This is a genomic window from Bradyrhizobium sp. I71 (genome assembly GCF_022354745.1).
Classification (GTDB): domain Bacteria; phylum Pseudomonadota; class Alphaproteobacteria; order Rhizobiales; family Xanthobacteraceae; genus Bradyrhizobium; species Bradyrhizobium liaoningense.
Genome location: NZ_CP059398.1, coordinates 3,352,938 through 3,372,589, shown reverse-complemented (window position 1 = coordinate 3,372,589; position 19,652 = coordinate 3,352,938). Strand labels below are relative to the sequence as shown.

19 protein-coding genes, 1 tRNA gene and 1 pseudogene are annotated in these 19,652 nt (G+C 64.1%); 6 read left to right on the top strand and 15 right to left on the bottom strand.

Annotated elements, in window-relative coordinates; translation table 11 throughout:
• Nucleotides 1–6 precede the first annotated feature (6 nt).
• The 5 genes from rpoN (at nucleotide 7) to FJV43_RS16345 (ending at nucleotide 5,666) form a co-directional block, all read left to right on the top strand.
• Nucleotides 7–1,629 carry an RNA polymerase factor sigma-54 gene (rpoN, locus tag FJV43_RS16365; RefSeq protein ID WP_239628503.1) on the top strand — a complete coding sequence of 541 codons (1,623 nt, stop codon included), beginning with the start codon at nucleotides 7–9 and terminating at the stop codon, nucleotides 1,627–1,629.
• A gap of 198 nt (nucleotides 1,630–1,827) precedes the next feature.
• Complete coding sequence (gene raiA / locus FJV43_RS16360; RefSeq protein WP_239628501.1) at nucleotides 1,828–2,433, top strand: ribosome-associated translation inhibitor RaiA; 606 nt, start codon at nucleotides 1,828–1,830, stop codon at nucleotides 2,431–2,433.
• A gap of 219 nt (nucleotides 2,434–2,652) precedes the next feature.
• Nucleotides 2,653–3,114, top strand: a complete 462-nt coding sequence (gene ptsN / locus FJV43_RS16355) for a PTS IIA-like nitrogen regulatory protein PtsN (RefSeq protein ID WP_028179145.1) — start codon at nucleotides 2,653–2,655, stop codon at nucleotides 3,112–3,114.
• A 226-nt stretch (nucleotides 3,115–3,340) separates the two neighbouring features.
• On the top strand, nucleotides 3,341–4,630 hold the full coding sequence (locus FJV43_RS16350) for an O-antigen ligase family protein (protein ID WP_239628499.1): 1,290 nt from the start codon (nucleotides 3,341–3,343) through the stop codon (nucleotides 4,628–4,630).
• A gap of 13 nt (nucleotides 4,631–4,643) precedes the next feature.
• The gene (locus FJV43_RS16345) at nucleotides 4,644–5,666 is read left to right on the top strand and encodes a glycoside hydrolase family 5 protein (RefSeq protein ID WP_239628496.1); all 1,023 of its coding nucleotides are present in this window, start codon (nucleotides 4,644–4,646) and stop codon (nucleotides 5,664–5,666) included.
• A gap of 24 nt (nucleotides 5,667–5,690) precedes the next feature.
• Here FJV43_RS16345 and FJV43_RS16340 read toward each other — a convergent pair.
• The 12 genes and pseudogenes from FJV43_RS16340 to FJV43_RS16285 form a co-directional block, all read right to left on the bottom strand.
• A pseudogene (locus tag FJV43_RS16340) lies at nucleotides 5,691–5,774 on the bottom strand (DUF1150 family protein); the annotation flags it as partial.
• A gap of 112 nt (nucleotides 5,775–5,886) precedes the next feature.
• Nucleotides 5,887–6,807, bottom strand: coding sequence for an FAD binding domain-containing protein (locus tag FJV43_RS16335; protein WP_239628494.1), 921 nt, complete (start codon nucleotides 6,805–6,807; stop codon nucleotides 5,887–5,889).
• Nucleotides 6,804–9,491 (bottom strand): molybdopterin-dependent oxidoreductase, encoded by a 2,688-nt coding sequence (locus FJV43_RS16330; protein ID WP_239628492.1) that lies wholly within the window; start codon nucleotides 9,489–9,491, stop codon nucleotides 6,804–6,806. Before FJV43_RS16330 ends, FJV43_RS16335 begins: the two co-directional genes overlap by 4 nt.
• A complete protein-coding gene (locus FJV43_RS16325; RefSeq protein ID WP_239628490.1) occupies nucleotides 9,488–10,150 on the bottom strand; it encodes a TetR/AcrR family transcriptional regulator in 663 nt (220 codons plus the stop codon). The genes FJV43_RS16330 and FJV43_RS16325 overlap by 4 nt, the downstream gene beginning before the upstream one ends.
• A gap of 201 nt (nucleotides 10,151–10,351) precedes the next feature.
• Nucleotides 10,352–10,624 carry a DUF1150 domain-containing protein gene (locus FJV43_RS16320; protein ID WP_018645064.1) on the bottom strand — a complete coding sequence of 91 codons (273 nt, stop codon included), beginning with the start codon at nucleotides 10,622–10,624 and terminating at the stop codon, nucleotides 10,352–10,354.
• 50 nt (nucleotides 10,625–10,674) lie between these two features.
• Nucleotides 10,675–11,100, bottom strand: coding sequence for an Hsp20 family protein (locus FJV43_RS16315; protein WP_035704151.1), 426 nt, complete (start codon nucleotides 11,098–11,100; stop codon nucleotides 10,675–10,677).
• A 353-nt stretch (nucleotides 11,101–11,453) separates the two neighbouring features.
• Nucleotides 11,454–12,542, bottom strand: coding sequence for a sn-glycerol-3-phosphate import ATP-binding protein UgpC (locus tag FJV43_RS16310; protein WP_239628489.1), 1,089 nt, complete (start codon nucleotides 12,540–12,542; stop codon nucleotides 11,454–11,456).
• Between the two features lie 108 nt (nucleotides 12,543–12,650).
• On the bottom strand, nucleotides 12,651–13,499 hold the full coding sequence (gene ugpE, locus FJV43_RS16305; RefSeq protein WP_239628487.1) for a sn-glycerol-3-phosphate ABC transporter permease UgpE: 849 nt from the start codon (nucleotides 13,497–13,499) through the stop codon (nucleotides 12,651–12,653).
• On the bottom strand, nucleotides 13,499–14,380 hold the full coding sequence (ugpA, locus tag FJV43_RS16300; RefSeq protein ID WP_239628485.1) for a sn-glycerol-3-phosphate ABC transporter permease UgpA: 882 nt from the start codon (nucleotides 14,378–14,380) through the stop codon (nucleotides 13,499–13,501). The genes ugpE and ugpA overlap by 1 nt, the downstream gene beginning before the upstream one ends.
• A 50-nt stretch (nucleotides 14,381–14,430) precedes the next feature.
• Nucleotides 14,431–15,747, bottom strand: coding sequence for a sn-glycerol-3-phosphate ABC transporter substrate-binding protein UgpB (ugpB, locus tag FJV43_RS16295; RefSeq protein ID WP_239628484.1), 1,317 nt, complete (start codon nucleotides 15,745–15,747; stop codon nucleotides 14,431–14,433).
• Between the two features lie 391 nt (nucleotides 15,748–16,138).
• Complete coding sequence (locus FJV43_RS16290) at nucleotides 16,139–17,344, bottom strand: CaiB/BaiF CoA-transferase family protein (RefSeq protein ID WP_239628482.1); 1,206 nt, start codon at nucleotides 17,342–17,344, stop codon at nucleotides 16,139–16,141.
• A gap of 176 nt (nucleotides 17,345–17,520) precedes the next feature.
• On the bottom strand, nucleotides 17,521–17,946 hold the full coding sequence (locus tag FJV43_RS16285; protein ID WP_061023501.1) for an organic hydroperoxide resistance protein: 426 nt from the start codon (nucleotides 17,944–17,946) through the stop codon (nucleotides 17,521–17,523).
• A gap of 152 nt (nucleotides 17,947–18,098) precedes the next feature.
• Here FJV43_RS16285 and FJV43_RS16280 point away from each other — a divergent pair, with 152 nt between their 5' ends.
• Nucleotides 18,099–18,560, top strand: coding sequence for a MarR family transcriptional regulator (locus FJV43_RS16280; RefSeq protein WP_239628480.1), 462 nt, complete (start codon nucleotides 18,099–18,101; stop codon nucleotides 18,558–18,560).
• A 4-nt stretch (nucleotides 18,561–18,564) separates the two neighbouring features.
• Here the strand turns inward: FJV43_RS16280 and FJV43_RS16275 are convergent, their stop codons facing one another.
• The 3 genes from FJV43_RS16275 to FJV43_RS16265 all read right to left on the bottom strand — a co-directional run bounded on the left by FJV43_RS16275 (nucleotide 18,565) and on the right by FJV43_RS16265 (nucleotide 19,585).
• Nucleotides 18,565–18,801 (bottom strand): GIY-YIG nuclease family protein, encoded by a 237-nt coding sequence (locus FJV43_RS16275; protein ID WP_239628479.1) that lies wholly within the window; start codon nucleotides 18,799–18,801, stop codon nucleotides 18,565–18,567.
• A gap of 201 nt (nucleotides 18,802–19,002) precedes the next feature.
• Nucleotides 19,003–19,078: transfer RNA gene (locus tag FJV43_RS16270), tRNA-Ala, on the bottom strand.
• A gap of 96 nt (nucleotides 19,079–19,174) precedes the next feature.
• The gene (locus FJV43_RS16265) at nucleotides 19,175–19,585 is read right to left on the bottom strand and encodes a TIGR02300 family protein (protein ID WP_035673723.1); all 411 of its coding nucleotides are present in this window, start codon (nucleotides 19,583–19,585) and stop codon (nucleotides 19,175–19,177) included.
• Nucleotides 19,586–19,652: the final 67 nt, after the last annotated feature.

Below are 19,652 nucleotides of genomic sequence, written 5' to 3'. Positions count from 1 at the left end.
TGCTTCATGGCGCTCACGCAGAGACTAGAGTTCCGGCAGTCGCAGTCGCTGGTCATGACGCCGCAGCTGATGCAGGCGATCAAGCTGCTGCAATTGTCCAATCTCGATCTCACGACGTTCGTGGAAGAGGAGCTCGAGCGCAATCCGCTGCTGGAACGGGCCAGTGACGAGGGCCCGGCGGGGGAGGCTCCGGCCGAGGCCGGGAGTTACGGCGATTCCGACGGTCAAGGCGATGGTCAGGGCGAGGACGGCTTCGGCGGCGGCGCCGAGGGTTTCGAGCCGGGCCAGGAAGAATGGATGAGCAAGGATCTTGGCACCCGCGCCGAGATCGAGCAGACCCTGGATACGGGCCTGGACAACGTCTTCTCCGAGGAGCCCGCCGAGGCCGCGGCGCGCAACGCCCAGGACGCCGCGCCGACCACCTATACCGAATGGGGCGGCGGTGCCTCTGGGACCGAAGACTACAATCTCGAAGCTTTTGTCGCGGCCGAGACAACGTTGTCGGACCATCTCGCCGAGCAGCTCGCGGTCGCCTTCGCCGCCCCCGCCCAGCGCATGATCGGCCAGTACCTGATCGACCTCGTCGACGAGGCCGGCTATCTGCCGGCCGATCTCGGCCAGGCCGCCGAGCGCCTCGGCGCATCGCAAGCCGACGTCGAAGGCGTCCTCGCCGTGCTGCAGAAATTCGATCCGCCCGGCGTCTGCGCGCGCAATTTGAGCGAGTGCCTGGCGATCCAGCTCCGCGAGCTCGACCGCTACGATCCGGCGATGCAGGCCCTGGTCGAGCATCTCGACCTGCTTGCCAAGCGCGACATCGTTGCCTTGCGCAAGATCTGCGGCGTCGACGACGAGGACATCGCCGACATGATCGGCGAGATCCGCCGCCTCAATCCCAAGCCCGGCATGAAGTTCGGCTCCGCGCGCCTGCAGACCATGGTGCCCGATGTCTATGTCCGTCCGGGTCCCGACGGCGGCTGGCATGTCGAGCTCAACAGCGACACCTTGCCGCGTGTGCTGGTCAACCAGACCTACTATTCCGAGCTGTCGAAGAAGGTCGGCAAGGACGGCGACAAGTCCTATTTCACCGACGCGCTTCAGAACGCGACCTGGCTCGTGCGCGCGCTCGACCAGCGCGCCCGCACCATCCTGAAAGTTGCAACCGAGATCGTGCGCCAGCAGGACGGCTTCTTCACACATGGCGTGGCGCACCTGCGGCCGCTCAATCTGAAGGCCGTCGCCGATGCCATCCAGATGCATGAATCCACAGTGTCGCGCGTCACCGCCAACAAGTACATGGCGACCAATCGCGGCACGTTCGAGCTGAAATATTTCTTCACGGCCTCGATCGCCTCGGCCGACGGCGGCGAGGCGCATTCGGCCGAAGCCGTGCGTCACCACATCAAGCAGCTGATCGATTCGGAGGAGCCCTCCGCGATCCTGTCGGATGACACCATCGTGGAACGCTTGCGCGCCTCGGGCATTGATATTGCCCGCCGCACGGTCGCGAAGTACCGCGAAGCCATGCGCATACCCTCCTCGGTGCAACGCCGCCGCGACAAGCAGAGCGCTCTTGGTAACGTTCTCTCCACCGCATTGTCCGATCGCTCCCGCAACCCCGAGCCGGCCTGATTGCGCTGGCGCGAAATCGCGCTACTCTCGTCTTCCCTGCGAGACCGATCCAGGCATGCGCATGATCCGGAAAGATGTGCAGCGGTTCTCCTCGCGACATACGCGGAGCGCGTTTGCGCGAAGATCGTGCGCAGGGAGCGACTTCAGCTGCGATGACGCGTCATCGCAGCTGGGGCTACAAACCAAGCGAGGCATCCCATGACTCTCCGGATTTCGGGAAAGAGCATCAGCGTCGGCGAGGCCCTGCGCGGCCGCGTCGCCGACCGCACCGACGAGGTGCTGCGCAAATATTTCGACGGCAACTATTCCGGCCACATCACGCTGAGCAAGGACGGTTTCGGTTTCCGCACCGATTGCGCCCTGCATCTCGATTCGGGAATCACGCTGGAGGCCGATTCGAACGCACCGGATGCCTATGCCAGCGCCGACCAGGCGCTGCTGATGATCGAGAGGCGGCTGCGGCGCTACAAGAACCGGCTCAAGGACCGCTCTGCGCGCAAGGCCCATGTCGCCTCCGAAGCGATGGCTGCGCTCGACGCCACCAGCTACGTGCTGGAAGCGCCCGGAGAGGGCGAAGAGGAAGTCACCGGCTACAGCCCGGTCATTATCGCGGAGCAAACCACGTCGCTGAAGCGGCTCTCGGTCAGCGAAGCGGTCATGGAACTCGACCTCAGCGGGGCGCCCTGCATGGTATTCCAGCATGGTTCGTCAGGTCGGGTGAACATCATTTACCGCCGGGCGGACGGCAATGTGGGCTGGATTGACCCGCCGGGGGCGAAAGTGGACGGCCAGTCGCACGGCTAGGCCCGGGATTCGGGCACCGTACCATTCCGGCCCTTAACAATGACGGTGGCAAAGCCACACGCGGGAGTTGGCACCGGGATTGCGTTGGAGTAGAAGCCCCCCACATCTCGACCGGGGCTAAGTGCGCCTCCTGCTTCATGTTATTGACGCCGGCTCAGCTTGGTCTATCAAGTTGGCCAAATCGGAACCTGACGGTTTAATTCACCTCGGAAACCCTCCATGCCGATTACCGATCTGGTCGCACCCGAGGCGATTCTCCCGGCATTGAAGGTCAACAGCAAGAAACAGGCCTTGCAGGAGCTCGCAGCCAAGGCCGCCGAGCTGACCGGGCAGAACGAGCGCTCGGTGTTCGAGGTGCTGCTGCAGCGGGAGAAGCTCGGCACCACCGCAGTCGGCTACGGCGTCGCCATTCCGCACGGCAAGCTGCCCAAGCTGGAAAAGATCTTCGGCCTGTTCGCGCGCCTCGACCGCCCGATCGATTTCGAGGCGATGGACGGCCAGCCGGTCGATCTCGTCTTCCTGCTGCTCGCCCCCGAAGGCGCCGGCGCCGATCACCTCAAGGCGCTCGCCCGCATCGCCCGCCTGCTCCGCGACCAGGACATCGCCAAGAAGCTCCGCGCCTCGCGCGATGCCGAGGCGATCTATTCGGTGCTGGCACTGCCGCCGGCGACCGCGGCCTGAGCATGATCCGGAAAGGTGCGCAGCGGCTTTCCGAAAAGATCATGCCTGAACAACACCCTGAAGCGCGGTGACGTTTCATCCTCATCGCACCGCGCTTTAAGCATCGTCCGGGGCCCTCCGGGCCCCGGCATCGGATGAATCTCGAGCCCTGGGAACGCCGCCCGCGCGAGGGCGGTCGCGATGGGCATTAAGCAAAATATTAACCGTGCTTCTGGAAGGTCAGCTCATGGCCAGCCTGCACACCGTGGCGGATTCCGAGGCATACGACAGCGCGATCTGGAAAGCGCGCGGGGTCGGCGTGGAAACGCTTGCCAGAAACGTGATCCGCATTTCGATCACCGTCAACGTGATCGCGTCGATGGGCGTCTTCAATCCCGCGCTGCTTCGCGCAGAGTGGAGCTATGTGCAACAGGCCGTAGCGCTCTTGATGTGGATCATCCTGATCTACGCCAGTGCCTTCATACGCCCGCGCGTGCGCGTGCAATGCAATCCCGATCTCATCGCGCTGGTCGCATTCTATGCTCTTGCCGTCGTTTCCGTTCTCTGGACCAGCCTCGCCGGCGCGGCGTTCATGAAGAGCGCGGCACTCGCGGTGACGACCTTCGGTGCGTACTGCCTCATCACGCGTGTCGACATCGACGAGATCGTCGGGTCGACGGCGCTGGGGCTCTTCATTCTGGTCGCGGCCTCGACCTTGTGCGCGGTGTTCGTGCCCGAGATCGGCGTGGACCAGAGCTGGATGCACAATGGCCAGTGGCAAGGAATCTATGAATCGAAGCAGACGCTCGGCTTCATCAGCGCCTATCTGATGTTCTTTGCCTGCTATCGGAAGATGACGGGGCAGGGATGGATCGCCTTCCTCTCGATGTTCCTCCTGGCATCGACGTGCGTCATCGCCTCGGAATCGCGTGGCGCCGGTGCCGTTGCCGTTGCCGCGGGAGCACTGCTCTTTACCTCGATGTGGTCGATCCGCTGCATGAGAGTCTACGCGGCGCTGCCGTTCATCATGTGCATCCTGGCCGCCCTGTTGATCCTGTATTTCTACGTGACGGGATACGATTCCATCCATCTCGGCGAAACGACCATCAATTTGACCGAGCGGACCTTCATCTGGCAGTACGCCATCAGCCATTTCAACGATGCGCCGCTGCTGGGCTTCGGCATCAACGGATTCTGGACGCGCCCTGCGATTTACGACTATTTCAACCAGAATCATGGCTGGGTGCTCGACAATTATCACAGCGGTTACATCGCGGTGGCGATCGAAACGGGATTCCTGGGATATCTGCTGTTCGTCGCGAGCGTCTATCTGTTCTCGGAGAAGGTCCAGTATTTGATCTCCACCCGGTCGATCGATCGCGGCCATTGCGCTCTCATCATCGGATTCGTTGTCCTGAGTTTCCAATCGAATTTCACGGAGACGATGTTCCTCCGCTCGACGATGTTCACGTCGGTGCTTCTGGTCGCATTCTTCTTTGCGGTGTGCAGGCCGGTGCCGCAGCAATCCCTGTCGTGATGAGGAGGAACGGATGAAGGCGATCTGCGCTCGCTGGCCGCTGGCGTTCGGTCTGGCTCTGGCGATCGCCGTGCTCGCAATCGGATCCCGGGCCGACGCAGCCGGCCAGGGCACCGCGCCGTCCCCCTCGAAATTGGGACGCGGCATCAACATCCTCGGCTACGACGGCATCTGGGAGGGAGGCCGGAACGCGCCATTTCGGCTGGATAACCTCACGGCGATCAGGCGCGCCGGGTTCTCGCACGTTCGCATCAATTTCTTCGGCTTCAAGTTCATGGGCCCGGGGAATCTGCTGGATGAAACGGTGTTGAGGCGGCTTGATGCCGTCATCGAGGAGGTGCTCGCCCGAAAGCTCATCCCCATCCTGGACGAGCACGATACCCATGTCTGCCAGCGCGACGTCTCCGAGTGCACCGAGAAGCTGAAAGCGTTCTGGACGCAGATCGCCGCGCGTTACGCCGGAAAATATCCGAAGCTTGTCTTCGAGGTCCTCAATGAGCCGGGCGGGCAGATGGCGTCCGCCGCCTGGAACGCCCTTCTGAACGAGTGTCTCGGCATCATCCGCGCCACCAATCCCCGGCGGACGGTCATCGCCGCGGTTCTCAACGTCGATGACATGCCTGTCGACGACCTGGTCCTGCCGTCGGACGACCGAAACCTCATCGTCACGTTTCACTATTACGCGCCGATCCGTTTCACCCATCAGGGCGCGCCGTGGTCGCCGACGTTCTCGCGAATCGGTCCGCTTGATTGGGGCACTGCGGAGGACGAAAGCAAGGCTCGTGCCGATTTCGAGAAGATCCGGTCCTGGTCCGAAAGGGAGAAGCGCCCGATCTATCTCGGCGAGTTCGGCGTGTACGAGGCCGCTCCAGCCGAAGCACGGACGAGATATCTGTCGTTCGTGGCGCGGAGCGCGGAGCGGCTCGGCTGGGCATGGGCCTACTGGCAGTTCGACCACGATTTCGCGGCTTTCGACAGCGAGCGCCAAACCTGGAAGCCGGACATTTTGCGGGCGCTGATTCCGGCGGTGCGCTGAGGCGGAAGGTTCGCGCGCGTGTGCTCAGTGCACTCTTACTGCTTGCAGCTCGTCGCTCAAGGCGCTGGCGATCGCGGCTTCCCGGCTGTCGGTCAGCATTCGCGGCGACGCCTTCGTGGCGCCGCTCGTGCGCTTCAGCAGACCGTCGGTAGCAGGCGCCGGATCATGCTCAAACAAGAACCTTAAGCGCGATGACGATTCATCCAAATCTCATCGCGCTTTAGTCCGAAAGTTGCTCGAGCACGTCGCGCACCAGCCCTTGCAGAAGATCGAGCTTGTAGGCCGTCATCGGCAATGGTTCGGCACCCGAGCTCGCCGCTTTCGCCGCTTCTGCGATCGATGCCGCATTGGCAATCCTGCCACTGAGCTGGACTTCCACGGCGGTGAGGCGAAGCGGCACGGGCGCGACGCCGCCTGCAGCGAGACGCACGAGCTGGAACTTGCCGTCGGCGATCACGACGCGGGCGCAGAGTTCCACCAGCGGCCATTCCGCATAGGTCCGACTGATCGCCCGCTTGTACGAAGCGCTCTCGCCCTCAAGCGGAGCAGGAAGCGCGATGCTTTTGATCATCTCGCCTGCTGCGAGTGTATGATCGGCGTGCGCGACCGAGCCGTCGCCGAGCAGGCCGGCAATCGTCAATCCGCTGCGCCGGTCCGTGGTGATGGTCGCATCATAGGCGAGCAACGCCGCTGCCATGGTCGAGGGATGCGGCGCGACGCAGTCGCCGAGATCGAAGGCAACGCCATAGAGATGATTGCCAGACCGGGCAGGGCAGGTGCTGCCACCTTTCTTCAGGCAATCGATGTCGGCTCGGCGGAAATACCAGCAGCGCGAACGTTGCGCGAGATTGCCGCCAAGCGTTGCAACCTGGCGCACCTGTGGCGTGGCGAGGCCATGCGCGCTCGCCGCAATACCGGGATAGGCAGCGGCGATGCGCGCGTCCGTCGCGATCGTGGCGATGGTGGTAAGCGCGCCGATATGGGCTGCTCCATCGGCGTCCCAGGTGATCGTCTTGTCGCCGGTGGCCGATATATCGATCAGCATTCCCCGCGACACGCCGCTGCGGCGGCGTTCGCTGAAGTCGGTGCCTCCAGCACGGAATTCAGGCATGGGCTTCGCGGTCATGACGGCGACACTCATGCCGCATCCCTCCCTTTCAGCGCGGCCACCAGACGATCGGGCCGGAACGGAATTTCGGTCAGTCTCACGCCGATCGCATCGCGGATGGCGTTGGCGATCGCGGGCGAGGTCGGCACGGTGGCGACTTCGCCAATGCCGACGCTGCCGCCCGGCACATGCTCGAAACCGGCCTCGTCGAAATGCACTTCCAGTTTCGGCATGTCGCCAATCCCCGGAATGCGGTAATCCTCCATGCTGCCGCTCAGGATGTGGCCGCTCAAAGGATCGGTCTCCCGCGACTCATAGAGTGCGTAGCCAATGCCTTGGATCACCGCGCCCGCGGCCTGGCTTCGCGCCAGCGTCGGCGCGGCGAGCTTGCCGATCGCGAGGCCCGTATAGGCGTTGAGCACGCGCACATGGCCGAGCCAGGTATCGACCTCGACTTCCATCACCTGCACCGAGCTCGGCACGCCGGCGCCGACCACCATGTGGTTCATCAGACGCAGCACCCAACCGAACACCCGGCCCATGATGCCCGCCTCGTGCAGCGCCGGCCTGACGCCGGGCGGCGGTTTGCCGTCCTCCTGGCGTCTCGCCGACACGGCGATGTCGGGAGAAGCCGCGATCATCTCGCGCCACGGCGCGTTCGAGCCCGGAGCAGGTGTGCGAGACGCGGTGCGCTTGATTTCCGCTTTCAGCTTGTCGATGGCGAGCAAGGTCGGCGGCACCACCGAGGCGGTGACGCGGCTGCCGCCGGAGCCCGGTCCGGGCGGCAGGTTGGAGCGGCCGATGCGAACTTCCACGTCCTGCGGCTCGAGATCGAACGCCTTCGCGACGGTGTTCGCGATCACGCTGCGCGTGCCCGTGCCGATATCCTGTACCGCGCAGCTTGCGACGATGCGGCCGCCCTTGATCGCGAGTTCGACCGAGGAGCCGGTCTGCCAGAGATAGAGCCAGTAGCCGGTGGCGACGCCGACGCCGCGCCGGTAGCGGCCGGTCTGCGAGGCGGCCGGCTTGCGGCGCTTCCAGACGTCGAGGCCGGCAGCCCAGTCGTACAGTCGCTGGCGGTTGGGATCGGGGTCCCAGAGCTTGCGCAGGTGAATCGGATCGATCTTCATGCGCAACGCCGCTTCGTCGACCGCCTGCTCCAGCGCAAACGACATCGGCGGACCGCCGGGGCCGCGGAACGGCGCGCCGGGCGGCAAATTGCTGAGCACGTCGAAGTCGACGAGTTCCTTTGCTTCGGCCGGATAGATCAGTCTCGCCAGGCCGGCGATCAGCGAGTTCACGGCTGCGCCGGTATCGGCATGGGCGGTGAGCGACAGCGCCTTGAGGCGGCCTTCCGCCGAAGGCAGCAAGGACAGCTTCAGCTCGGCGGCCGGACGATAGCCGGCGACGGAAAGCTCCTCTTCACGATCGAAGGCGACACGCACCGGTGCCTTCGCGGCGCGCGCAAGCTCGATTGCGGCGATGGTCTCCAGCCCAACGCTGCCCTTGGAGCCGAACCCGCCGCCGACATGGTCGGCGATCACACGCACCTTGTCGTGCGGAAGGCCATAACGTTTGGCGATCTTCTCCATGCTCTCGTGAATGGCCTGGGTCGAGATGTGCACGGTGAGCTGATCGCCATCGAACCTGGCTACGGCGGCATGTGGTTCGAGGCTTGCGTGCTGTTGCGTCGAGACGCGGAAGGTTTCCTCGACCAGCAGCGGATTGCGTTGCTGGCGCGCCTCGTCAAGCCAGCTCTTGGCCTGCTTGGCTTTTTGCGAGAACGGCGCCGAAGGCCCGCGCACATTGCCCTTCCACGACACCGGTGCGCCGCCGGCGCCCTCGGACACGTTGCCGGCACGCTTGCGGTCCTTCTTTTCGAACACGACGGGCGCATCGTCGCGTCGCGCTGCATCGAGCCCGATCACCGCGGGCAAAGGCTCGGGCTTGAAGCTGATCGCGGCGATTGCCTTCAGTGCGGTGCGGCGATCCTTGGCCGCGACGGCTGCAATCGGCGCGCCGACGAAGCGGACCATGTTGTCATCGTCGAGCAGCGGAACGACCGCGGCAACACCGGCAATGGCGCGCGCCGGCGCCAGATCAAGCCCGGTGATCCTCGCATGCGCGATGTGCGCGCGCAGGATGACGCCTTCGAGCTGCCCGTCATGGTGGATGTCGACTGTGTAGCGGGCCAGTCCCGTCACCTTGTCGCGGGCTTCCAGCCGCGGCGCGATGGGATCGTTGCCGTCGAAGCGGCCCGAGCATGCTTCGGCGACGGCGCGATAGATGCCTTCATAGGCGCCGCAGCGGCAGAGATGTCCCGATAGCGCGGCGGCGATCTCCTCGCGCGAGGGTGTCGCCGCGCCCTTGGTCGCGCGCCAGCTGTCATGGAAGGCGGTGGCTTCGACGACAAAGCCGGGCGTGCAGAAGCCGCATTGCAGGGCGTCGTGCGCCATGAACGCCTTCTGCACCGGATGCAATCCGGCTGCTCCGACGCCCTCGATGGTCGTCAGCGATTTGTCGGCGGCCGCCTGCGCCGGCAACAGGCAGCTCACGACGGGCGTGCCGTCGAGCAGCACGGTGCAGGCGCCGCAGACGCCGGAGCCGCAGACGAGTTTGGTGCCGGTGAGGCCGCCATCGCGGATCACGTCGATCAAGAGCGCATCCGGATCGTCGGGTAACGCCAGAGGCCGTCCATTGATAGTCGTGGTGGTCATTTTCGAACTCCCGTTTTGCGTAGGGACTTCTTTGCGGACGGCGCCATCGCGCCGGCGATCAGCATGCGAAGCATGGTCTCGAGCTGTTTCAGGAACGCGTCGACCGGCTGCATGGAAGGGAAAGCGGATTTGGTGCCGTGGATCGCCATCTCGACGCAGCGCGCGAGCTCGCGCACGCTGACGCCGCTTTCGAGCGTGAGCTTTCGCTTGCGGCACACCCGCGCGATCGTGGTTGCGATCTCGTCGGCGAAACGGTTGGAATAGCTCTGGTAGAGGTCGCGCGCCTGCGCGAGGTGCTCGGAAAACAGCTCCTCGGTATGGGGCGAGTCCTTGAGCGAAGCGAGCAGCGACTGCATTCGCGCGCCGATCTCGGCGACCAGGATGTCGGCAAGCTCGAGGCCCGCTTCTTCCGCCGCCCTCGCTGCCGCGATTTCGGCAGCGAGCCCCTGCTCGTAGAGCCGCTCGAGCACGGCGCGAAACAACGCCTCCTTGGAGGCGAAGTGATGATAGAGCGCCTGCCGCGTCAGTCCGGCTTCCGCCGCCGCCTGCTCGATCGAGGAGCGGCGGAAGCCGTGGCGCCGGAACACGCGCATGGCGGCGTCGAGGATCCGGTCCTGGGGAGGAGCCTTGGCCTGCATTTTGTCAGATTTGACAAACACGAACGAAATGTCAAATCACGGATTGATGACGGTCTCCTGCGCGCAAGAGCCAAGGCCGCCCCCGCACGCGGGCGGGGACATCGCCGAATTCCCGTTGGCTGGCGATGGTGATGCGAAAACATCACCTCTCAAATGAAAACGGGCACGCCTTCACGTGAAGGCATGCCCGTTGAAACCCTATTCGTGCGACGCGCGAGCGCTTTAGTGCACGCTCACCGCTTGCAGCTCGTTGCTCCAGGCGTTGGCGACGGCGGCTTCGCGGCTGTCGGTCAGCATGATCGGCGTGCCGTCGGCGGCGTGGAGCGCGAACAGCTTGAGACCTGGCGCGATTTTCGGCGCCTCGGGAAACAGGTCCGGCACGTCCTCGGAACGGATCTGCTTCACATAGGCGATATGGCCTTCGCCCAGGGTTGCCAGCGTCTCCGGAGAGACGTTCTTGGCTTCGTATTCGAACGCAACGTGACCTTCACTCATGGTCTCGACTCCTCTGGAACACTAAGCGGTCGAGTCCGCTACTCGTTCCATTATTCGTGCTCATTGATAGCGATTGTCTTAACGATCCTCTCCGGTTCTGGCCGGGCCAGATCGATCGACAACAGCCCGTTCTTCAGATCCGCACCCAGCACCAGCATCCCCTCCGCCAGCACGAAGGTGCGCTGGAAGTGGCGCGCGGCGATGCCGCGATGGATGTATTGCCGGGTCTTGTCGTCCTGCTGCCGCCCGCGGATCACGAGCTGGTTTTCCTCAATGGTTACATCGAGTTGGTCGCGCGTGAATCCGGCAACCGCCAGCGTGATGCGCAAGCGCTCGGGCTGGCCGTCCGATCCGCCGCACCTCTCGATATTGTAGGGAGGGTAGCCGTCGGCGCCTTTGACGACGCGGTCGAGCACGCGCTCGATCTCGTCGAAGCCCAGCAGAAAGGGACTGGAGAGCGTTGGAACACGAGACATAGTTTACAAAGTCCTCGCAGAAGCGACTTTGGTGTTTCAGGGCCCGTCAAGGCACCCCTTGATCAGCAATATGGGCATGTTCCCGTGTGGGTTCAAGGACGTAGCGGAGGGCTGTGGATGGGCCATGGCCGTCCGTCACCGGGGCCAGACAGCGCGCGGGAATGCTTCAATGATCGTCATGGCCGGGCCTGTCCCGGCCCTCCACGAACCTTCCTCGCAGCAGAACGTGGATGGTCTGGGGCAAGCCCGGGCATGACGAAACTGCCGCTGAATTTCCCCAATGAAAACAAACCCCCTTCTACTGTGCATGGGGTTGTTTTCGCAGTTTTGATCGATCGGCCTTCCGAAGCCGGTCAGACCTCGATCCGCGTGCGCCCGTCGCTGCTGAAAAGGTGCAGCTTTTGGTGCACGGCAGCAACGCGGATTTTCGCGCCGATGGCGGGCGCCTCGGTTCCGGGAATGCGGACGATGATCTCGCCGGGCGGCAGCTCGCCGGGCGTGGCGGCGACGCGCTGCTCTTCCTGCTCGCGCGAGCCGTAGACGAAGGTTTCGGCGCCGACGCGCTCGATCGCTTCCACGGTGAGCGGCAGGGCGACGCCGCCGTCCGGGGTCTGGTCGGTGATGACGAAGTCTTCCGGGCGGATGCCGAGGATGCCGGCGTCGGCCGCGGCGCTGCCGGCGAGCTGCGAGCGGATCTCCTCGGGCCGCGTCGACATCAAATTCATCGGCGGCGCGCCGATGAAGGAGGCGACGAAGGTCGTCGCCGGTTTCTCGTAGATCGCGAGGGGATTGCCGACCTGCTCGACCTGGCCGCCGTTCATCACGACAAGAATGTCGGCGAGCGTCATCGCCTCGAGCTGGTCGTGGGTGACATAGATCGAGGTCGTGTTGAGCCGGCGCTGCAATTTGCGGATCTCGACCCGCATCGCGATGCGCAGCTTGGCGTCGAGATTGGAGAGCGGCTCGTCGAACAGAAACACCTTGGGCTGGCGCACGATGGCGCGGCCCATCGCGACGCGCTGGCGCTGGCCGCCCGAGAGCTGGCGCGGCTTGCGCTCCAGCATAGATGTGAGCTCGAGGATGCGCGCGGCTTCGTCGACGCGGGTCCTGATCTCCGCCTCCGCCATGCCGCGGTTGCGCAGGCCGTAGGCCATGTTGTTGTAGACGCTCATATGCGGATAGAGCGCGTAGTTCTGGAACACCATCGCGATGTCGCGGTCGGCGGGCTCGATTCCGTTGACGATCCGGCCGCCGATGTCGATCTCGCCGCCGGTGACCGTTTCGAGTCCCGCGACCATGCGCAGCAGCGTGGACTTGCCGCAGCCGGAGGGGCCGACCAGCACGCAGAACTGTCCGTCGCCGACATCGACGTCGACGCCCTTGATGGCTTCGAAGCCGCCGGGATAGGTCTTGCGGACGTTGCGCAGGGTGACGTTAGCCATGGGATTTTCCGGCGAATAGCGAATAGGGAGTGGCGAATGGGGACTGGTTGGTACGCAAGGCGGACGCAGCGACCCCATTCGCTGCTCGCCACTCACTATTCGCCATCTTCACTTTTCCGTCTCGACCAGTCCGCGCACGAACAGCTTCTGCATGACGACGACGACGAACACCGGCGGCAGCATGGCCAGCACGGCGGTCGCCATCACGATCGGCCATTCGGTCAGCGCGTCGGTGGTGGTGATCATCTTGCGGATGCCGATCTGGATGGTCTGCATGTCGTCGCGCGTGGTGATCAGCAGCGGCCAGAGATATTGATTCCAGCCGAGGATGAACAGGATCACGAACAGCGCCGCCATGTTGGTGCGCGACAGCGGCAGCAGCGTATCCCAGAAGAAGCGGAAGGGACCTGCGCCGTCGATGCGTGAGGCCTCCAGCAATTCGTCCGGCACCGTCATGAAGAACTGGCGGAACAGCAGCGTCGCGGTGGCCGAGGCGATCAGCGGCAGCGAGAGACCCGCATAGCTGTCGAGCATGTGCAGGTCGGCAACGATCTTGTAGGTCGGATAGATGCGCACCTCGACCGGCAGCATCAACGTGATGAAGATCAGCCAGAAGATCGGCATCCGGAACGGAAAGCGGAAATAGACGATCGCATAGGCCGAGATGATCGAGATCGCGATCTTGCCGACGGCGATCAGCAGCGCCATCACCAGCGAGTTCAGCATCATGTTGCCGACCGGCTCGCGGGTCGAGCCGCTCGTGCCGACGAAAATCGTCTGGTAGTAGGTCTCGAGGAAATGACCGCCCGGCAGCAGCGACATCTGGCCGTTGGCGATCACCGCGTTGTCCTGGGTGGAGGCGATGAAGGCGAGATAGACCGGGAAGGCGACGATCGCGATCCCGATCCACAGGATGATGTGGGCGACGTAGCGCCGGAAGCCCTCTTCCTCGACCATCAGTAGGTCACCTTGCGTTCGACGAAGCGGAACTGGATGCCCGTCAGCACGATGACCATGATCATCAGGATCACCGACTGTGCCGCAGAGCTGCCGAGATTTCCGCCGAGCAGGCCGTCGGTATAGACCTTGTAGACCAGCGTCTCGGTCGACTTGCCGGGGCCGCCCCGGGTCATGGTGTCGATGATGCCGAACGTATCGAAGAAGGCGTAGACGATGTTGACGACCAGGAGGAAGAAGATGGTCGGCGACAGCAGCGGGAAGGTCACGGTCCAGAACCGCCGCATCGGGCGCGCGCCGTCGATCGCGGCGGCCTCGAGCACGCTTCGAGGGATGCTCTGCAGGCCGGCGAGGAAGAACAGGAAATTGTAGGAGATCTGCTTCCAGGCGGCGGCGAGGATGATCAGCGCCGCGGCCTGGTCGCCGTCGAGCAGCGGATTCCAGTCGATGCCGAGGGCCCGCAGATAGCGCGAGAGCACGCCCAGCGAGGGATGCAGCATGAAGATCCAGAGCACGCCGACGACCGGCGGCGCTACCGCATAGGGCCAGATCAGCAGCGTGCGGTAGAGCATCGAGCCGCGCAGCGGCTTGTCCGCCATCACGGCGAGCAGCAGCGCGAACGACAGCGACGACACCGCGATCGCGAACGAGAAGAAGAAGGTGCGCAGGATCGCCTCGAAATAGGCGGGCTCCTTGAACAGGTCGATATAGTTCTCGAACCAGACGAAGCTGGTCGAGAGGCCGAAGGCGTCCTGGAGCAGGAAGGACTGGATCACCGCCTGCAAGGCCGGCCAGTAGAAGAAAATCAGGACGATCGCGAGCTGCGGCGCAACCAGCGCGTAGGGCAACAGCTTGGATTGGAAGATGGCTTGCTTTTGCATGATGCCCGCAGCAGCGGCAGGCCGGCTTCACCGGCCTGCCGCTTGTCGCCTTACTTCACGGCGGTCTTTTCGAACTGCCGCAGCATGGTGTTGCCGCGCTCGACGGCCGCATCCAGCGCCTGCTTGGCGGTCTTCTTGCCGGCCAGCGCCTGCTCGATCTCTTCCGCCCAGACGTCGCGGAGCTGCACCATGTTGCCGAGGCGCAGGCCGCGAGAGTTCTCGGTCGGCTCCTTGTTGGTCAGCTCGAGCAGCGGGGTCTCGAGATAGGGCTGGTCCTTGTAGAAGCCTTCGGCCTTGGCCTTCTCATAGGCCGCCTTGGTGATCGGCAGATAGCCCGAGGACTTGTGGATATAGACCTGGCGATCGGTGTCCGAGAGGAAGGTCAGGAATTTCGCGACGCCCTTGTATTCGTCGGCCGACTTGCCGCCCATGATCCAGAGCGAGGCGCCGCCGATGATCGAGTTCTGCGGCGCGCCCTTCACGTCGGGATAATAGGGCATCGGCACCGCGGTGAAGGCGAACTTGGCCTGCGCCTTGACGTTGCCGAAGAACGCCGACGAGGTCAGGTAGAGCGGGCATTCGCCCGACGTGAAGCGGCCTTCGCCGGTGTTGGTGCGGCCGGCATAGTCGTAGGTCTTGTCCTTCTGGAGCTCGACCAGATTTTCGAGATGCTTGACCTGGAGCGGTCCGTTGAAGGAGAGCACGGTGTCGAAGCCGTCGAGGCCGTTGGCCTTGGTCGAGAGCGGCACGTTGTGCCAGGCGGAGAGCTGTTCGAGATTGACCCAGGTGACCCAGGAGTTCGAGAAGCCGCAGGTCGCGTGGCCGGCCGCCTTCAGTTTCTTGGCGGCATCGAACACTTCGGGCCAGGTCTTCGGGATCTCGACATTCGCCTTCTTCAGCTCGTCGAGATTGACCCACATGACGGTCGACGACGAGTTGAAGGGGAAGGACAGCATCTCGCCCTTCGAGGTCGAATAATAGCCGGTGATCGCGGGCAGATAGGCCTTCGGATCGAACTTCTCGCCGGTCTCTGCCATCAGCTTGTAGACCGGCTTCACGGCGCCGGTCGCGGCCATCATGGTGGCGGTGCCGACCTCGAACACCTGCATGATGTGCGGCGCGTTGCCGGCGCGGAACGCCGCGATGCCGGCGTTCATCGTGTCGGCGTAGTTGCCCTTGTAGGTCGGGATCACCTTGTAGTCGCTCTGCGCGGCGTTGAAGTCGCTGGCGAGCTTGACGATGACATCGTTGTTGGCACCGGTCATCGCGTGCCACCACTGGATTTCGGTCACAGCCAGGGCCGGCGAAGCCGACAAGCCGACCGTGAGTGCAAATGCGGCAGCCGCACCAAAATGTCGAAGAGCCATCAAGAAACCTCCCTTGCCCGTCACTGAAGAAGCGCTTGCGCTAGCAGCGCCATATGACGTTCACATGACTGTGTAAGCGGCCGAAACGAAAGCGGCAAGCGCTTGAAAAGGAAAGCGGTCAAATAGGCGAAGCCGTGCGCGCACTCCTCCGCCCACGCTGCACATGCGCAGTCCGCGCCGCAGTGCGGCATCGTTGTGTGACGCTGACGGTCAGGCCGCGGGCTCCAAACCTCTCCCGCTTTGCGGGAGAGGTCGGCGCGCAGCGCCGGGTGAGGGCTTTATCCTCTGGGGATTGTCCCGTCGCGGAGACACCCTCTCCTCGGCCCTCCCCCGCAAGCGGGCGAGGGAGCTCACTTGCGGTGCCGCTCGCGATCTTATTTGATCGCGCCACTCAGCGCTTGCGCTCGGGGCCGCAGACCGTGCCGTTCTCGACCATCGCGTCGATCTCGGCCTTGGAGTAGCCGAACTCGCCGAGCACCTCCGCCGCGTGCTGGCTGAATTTCGGCGGCAGGCGGCGCAGGCTCGGCTTTGAGCGATCGAGCCGGATCGGCGAGGCGACGCCCTTGTACCAGTCCTTCTCGATAATATCGCCGCGCGCGATCGTGTGCGGATTCGTCAACGCCTGGTCGATCTTCTGCACGGGGCCGGCGGGCAGGCCTGCCGCGAGCAGGCGATTGCACAGCGGCTCAGCCTCGTGCTGGCTGAACACGGCGGCAAGCTCGGCACGCAGCGCCTCGCGATTGGCGATACGGTCCTTGTTGCGGGCAAAGCGCGGGTCGGTGCCGAGCTCGGGCTTGCCGATCTCCTTGGCGAGCTTGCGGAAGGTGCCGTCATTGCCGACGCCGATGAAGATGTTGTCGGTCTTGGTCGGGAAGATCGCGTAGGGCACGAGGTTCGGGTGCTCGTTGCCGGTGAGGCTCGGCGGCTTGCCATGCATGAAATAGTTCGCGGTGTGCGGATGCATGATGGCAAGGCCGGTCTCGTACAGCGTCGTCTCCAGGAACTGGCCCTTGCCGGAGCGCTGCCGCTCCGAAAGCGCCATCAGGATGCCGATCGCCGCATAGAGTCCGGTGGTGATGTCGACCAGCGGCACGCCGATCCGCATCGGCCCGCTCTCGGGCGAGCCGGTCGCCGCGATCATGCCGGTCATGGCCTGGATGATGGCGTCATAGCCGGGGTTGCCGCCGCGCGGGCCGTCGGCACCGAAACCGCAGATCCGGCAATGCACGAGGCGCGGGAATTTTTCGCGCAAGCTCTCGTTGCCGATGCCCCATTTCTCCAGCGTGCCCGGCTTGAAATTCTCGATCAGGACGTCGGCCGTCTCCAGCATCTTGAGCAGCACCGCGCGGCCGCCCTCGGAGCCGAGGTCGAGGCCGATCGAGCGCTTGTTGCGGTTGATGCCGACGAAATAGGCCGCGTCCTCCTCGTGGAAGGGAGGGCCCCATTCGCGCACCTCGTCGCCCGCGGGCGGCTCGACCTTGATCACGTCGGCGCCATGGTCGGCGAGGATCTGGGTGCAGTAGGGACCGCCGAGCACGCGCGTGAGATCGACGACGCGCAGTCCGCTCATGGCACCTAGGGCGGCTTGAGAACTCATGCCTTCGCTTCTCCTGTGTCGAGGTTTGATCACAGGCCTAGCGAGGTTCGTGCACGCCAGCAATGCCCCTCCGGGTAAGGGGCGTATGCGCCGCTGCGCGCAATCCCGCAGAATGGCAAATCAGGGGAAACGGCCGGCCCGAGGGGGATCCCGGGCCAGCCCATCCGCACTCCCGATCAGACGACCGTCAGGCGAACGTCGACATTGCCGCGCGTGGCATTGGAGTAGGGGCACACCTGATGCGCCTTTTCGACCAGCGCCTCGGCCTCGGCGCGGGCAAGGCCCGGCAGCGAGACGGCCAGGTCGATGTCGAGGCCGAAGCCGCCCTCGGAGCGCGGGCCGATGCCGACGGTCGAGGTGACGGAGGCGTCGGCCGGCACCTTCGGGCCGCCCTGCGAAGCCACGAACTTCATCGCGCCGATGAAGCAGGCGGCATAGCCGGCCGCGAACAGCTGCTCGGGATTGTTGCCGGCGCCGCCACCGCCGCCGAGCTCCTTCGGCGTGGTGAGCTTGACGTCGAGCGCGCCGTCGAGGGTCGCGGCATGGCCGTCGCGGCCGCCGGTGGCTTTTGCGCTGGTCTTGTAGAGGACGTTCACGGACATTGTGGTCTCCCTGATCTTGGGTGGGTGCGATCTTTATTGCAGGCAATTAGATTGTGCGCAATTGAAAATGCGACGTCTCACATTTAATTGTTCGCAATTGAATGTGGCGCCGACCGGCCCCACAATGCCGCCGAACCTCGTGAGATTCTGCAATGGCCCGGAAACCATCGGTAGCGGACGCGCCGCTGCGGCTCGACAACCAGATCTGCTTTGCGGTCTATTCCGCAGCGCATGCCTTCAACCGCGTCTACAAGCCGCTGCTCGACCGGCTCGGCCTGACCTATCCGCAATATCTGGTGATGCTGGTGCTGTGGGAGCGCGACGACGTGCCGGTCAAGGACATCGGCGAGAAGCTGTTCCTGGATTCGGGCACGCTGACGCCGCTGCTCAAGCGGCTCGAGGCCGCCCACCTCGTCAAGCGCACCCGCTCGCGCGAGGACGAGCGTCAGGTGCTGATCGCGCTGACGCCGCAGGGATACGCGCTCAAGGAAAAGGCCCGCGCCGTGCCGCAGTCGATCCTGGCGGCGTCGGATTGCTCGGTGTCGGAACTGGTCGCGATGAAGGACGAGATCGTCGCGCTGCGCGACAGGCTCAATGCGGTGATTGGGGAGTAGGGGGTTAGAGGCGCTTCTTGGCGAAGGCGCGGCCGGACGCTGACTTCAGGTATCTCTCAAACGCGACAGCCTGCTTCGCATTGCTGAACGCGACGTAAGTCTTGAGGCGCCAAGGCCCGAATTTCGAAGTGTGAGGTACCTCGCCGGCATTGTGCTTTGCCAATCGGGCGCGCAGGTAGTCGGTGATCCCGACATAAAAGTGGAGGCTACGGAGGCTTTCTAGAATGTAGACGTACTTCACGGCACGCTCCCCAGTTGTCGAGGAGTTCTTATACTCGCTTCCGTTCTACTGAGCCCCGCCTCGCTACGAGAGGGCTTGCCGAGTCGAAGCTGCGAACTGGAGGTTTGCGGATGGAGCCCAGCTTCGCCCTTTGGGCTACGCCGCGGCAGCCTTCGCTACGAAAGGGCTTGCCGAGCCGAAGCAGGCGAAGCCAGCGAAGGCTGGTGGAGCCAGGCGGGATCGAACCGCCGACCTCTTGCATGCCATGCAAGCGCTCTCCCAGCTGAGCTATGGCCCCTTAATTCTTCACCGGGGTGAACCTGGTCGATCACCCCGGACCGGCGAGCCCTTTCGACTCGCGCGGTGCACCCTTTTTCACAGATCAGGGCTGATCTCAAGTCTCTTCATCACCTCCGACGTCACCAATGATGTCGGTCACGTCCTCATCGCCCTCTTCCTCGTCGGCAATGAAGGTCGAATCATCGTCATCGTCGTCGTCGATGGTCTCATCGACCTCGATATCATCCTCGGATTCCGGCACGACGGCCTTGACCTTGCCGGTATTTTCCTCGGCATCGGCCTCCTCGAGGGAAACCAATTCTTCGGCCTCCGCCGGCTCCGGCGCGGCATCCGCTGTCGCCGCGTGCCGGGCTTCGGCGCCGCGGGGGACGCGAGCGGGCGCCACCGGAGCGATCGGCACCACCTCGCCGGTATAGGGCGAGATCACCGGATTCTTGTTGAGGTCATAGAACTTCTTGCCCGTGGTCGGGCAAATACGTTTAGTTCCGAGTTCGGACTTGGCCACGGCAGGAATCCTGGGAATGTCTGAAAAGCGGTGCTTCACTTGGCTAGTTGGCGGCCCGCTGTCAATA

Coding starts and splice junctions, on each gene's coding strand:
- raiA (WP_239628501.1), top strand. CDS start 1,828: ATGACTCTCCGGATTTCGGGAAAGAGCATCAGCGTCGGCGAGGCCCTG.
- ugpE (WP_239628487.1), bottom strand. CDS start 13,499: ATGGTCGAGGAAGAGGGCTTCCGGCGCTACGTCGCCCACATCATCCTG.
- FJV43_RS16320 (WP_018645064.1), bottom strand. CDS start 10,624: ATGAGTGAAGGTCACGTTGCGTTCGAATACGAAGCCAAGAACGTCTCT.
- FJV43_RS16335 (WP_239628494.1), bottom strand. CDS start 6,807: ATGAGTGTCGCCGTCATGACCGCGAAGCCCATGCCTGAATTCCGTGCT.
- FJV43_RS16290 (WP_239628482.1), bottom strand. CDS start 17,344: ATGAGTTCTCAAGCCGCCCTAGGTGCCATGAGCGGACTGCGCGTCGTC.
- FJV43_RS16310 (WP_239628489.1), bottom strand. CDS start 12,542: ATGGCTAACGTCACCCTGCGCAACGTCCGCAAGACCTATCCCGGCGGC.
- ugpB (WP_239628484.1), bottom strand. CDS start 15,747: ATGGCTCTTCGACATTTTGGTGCGGCTGCCGCATTTGCACTCACGGTC.
- FJV43_RS16285 (WP_061023501.1), bottom strand. CDS start 17,946: ATGTCCGTGAACGTCCTCTACAAGACCAGCGCAAAAGCCACCGGCGGC.
- FJV43_RS16280 (WP_239628480.1), top strand. CDS start 18,099: ATGGCCCGGAAACCATCGGTAGCGGACGCGCCGCTGCGGCTCGACAAC.
- FJV43_RS16330 (WP_239628492.1), bottom strand. CDS start 9,491: ATGACCACCACGACTATCAATGGACGGCCTCTGGCGTTACCCGACGAT.
- ugpA (WP_239628485.1), bottom strand. CDS start 14,380: ATGCAAAAGCAAGCCATCTTCCAATCCAAGCTGTTGCCCTACGCGCTG.
- FJV43_RS16315 (WP_035704151.1), bottom strand. CDS start 11,100: ATGTCTCGTGTTCCAACGCTCTCCAGTCCCTTTCTGCTGGGCTTCGAC.
- FJV43_RS16350 (WP_239628499.1), top strand. CDS start 3,341: ATGGCCAGCCTGCACACCGTGGCGGATTCCGAGGCATACGACAGCGCG.
- rpoN (WP_239628503.1), top strand. CDS start 7: ATGGCGCTCACGCAGAGACTAGAGTTCCGGCAGTCGCAGTCGCTGGTC.
- FJV43_RS16345 (WP_239628496.1), top strand. CDS start 4,644: ATGAAGGCGATCTGCGCTCGCTGGCCGCTGGCGTTCGGTCTGGCTCTG.
- ptsN (WP_028179145.1), top strand. CDS start 2,653: ATGCCGATTACCGATCTGGTCGCACCCGAGGCGATTCTCCCGGCATTG.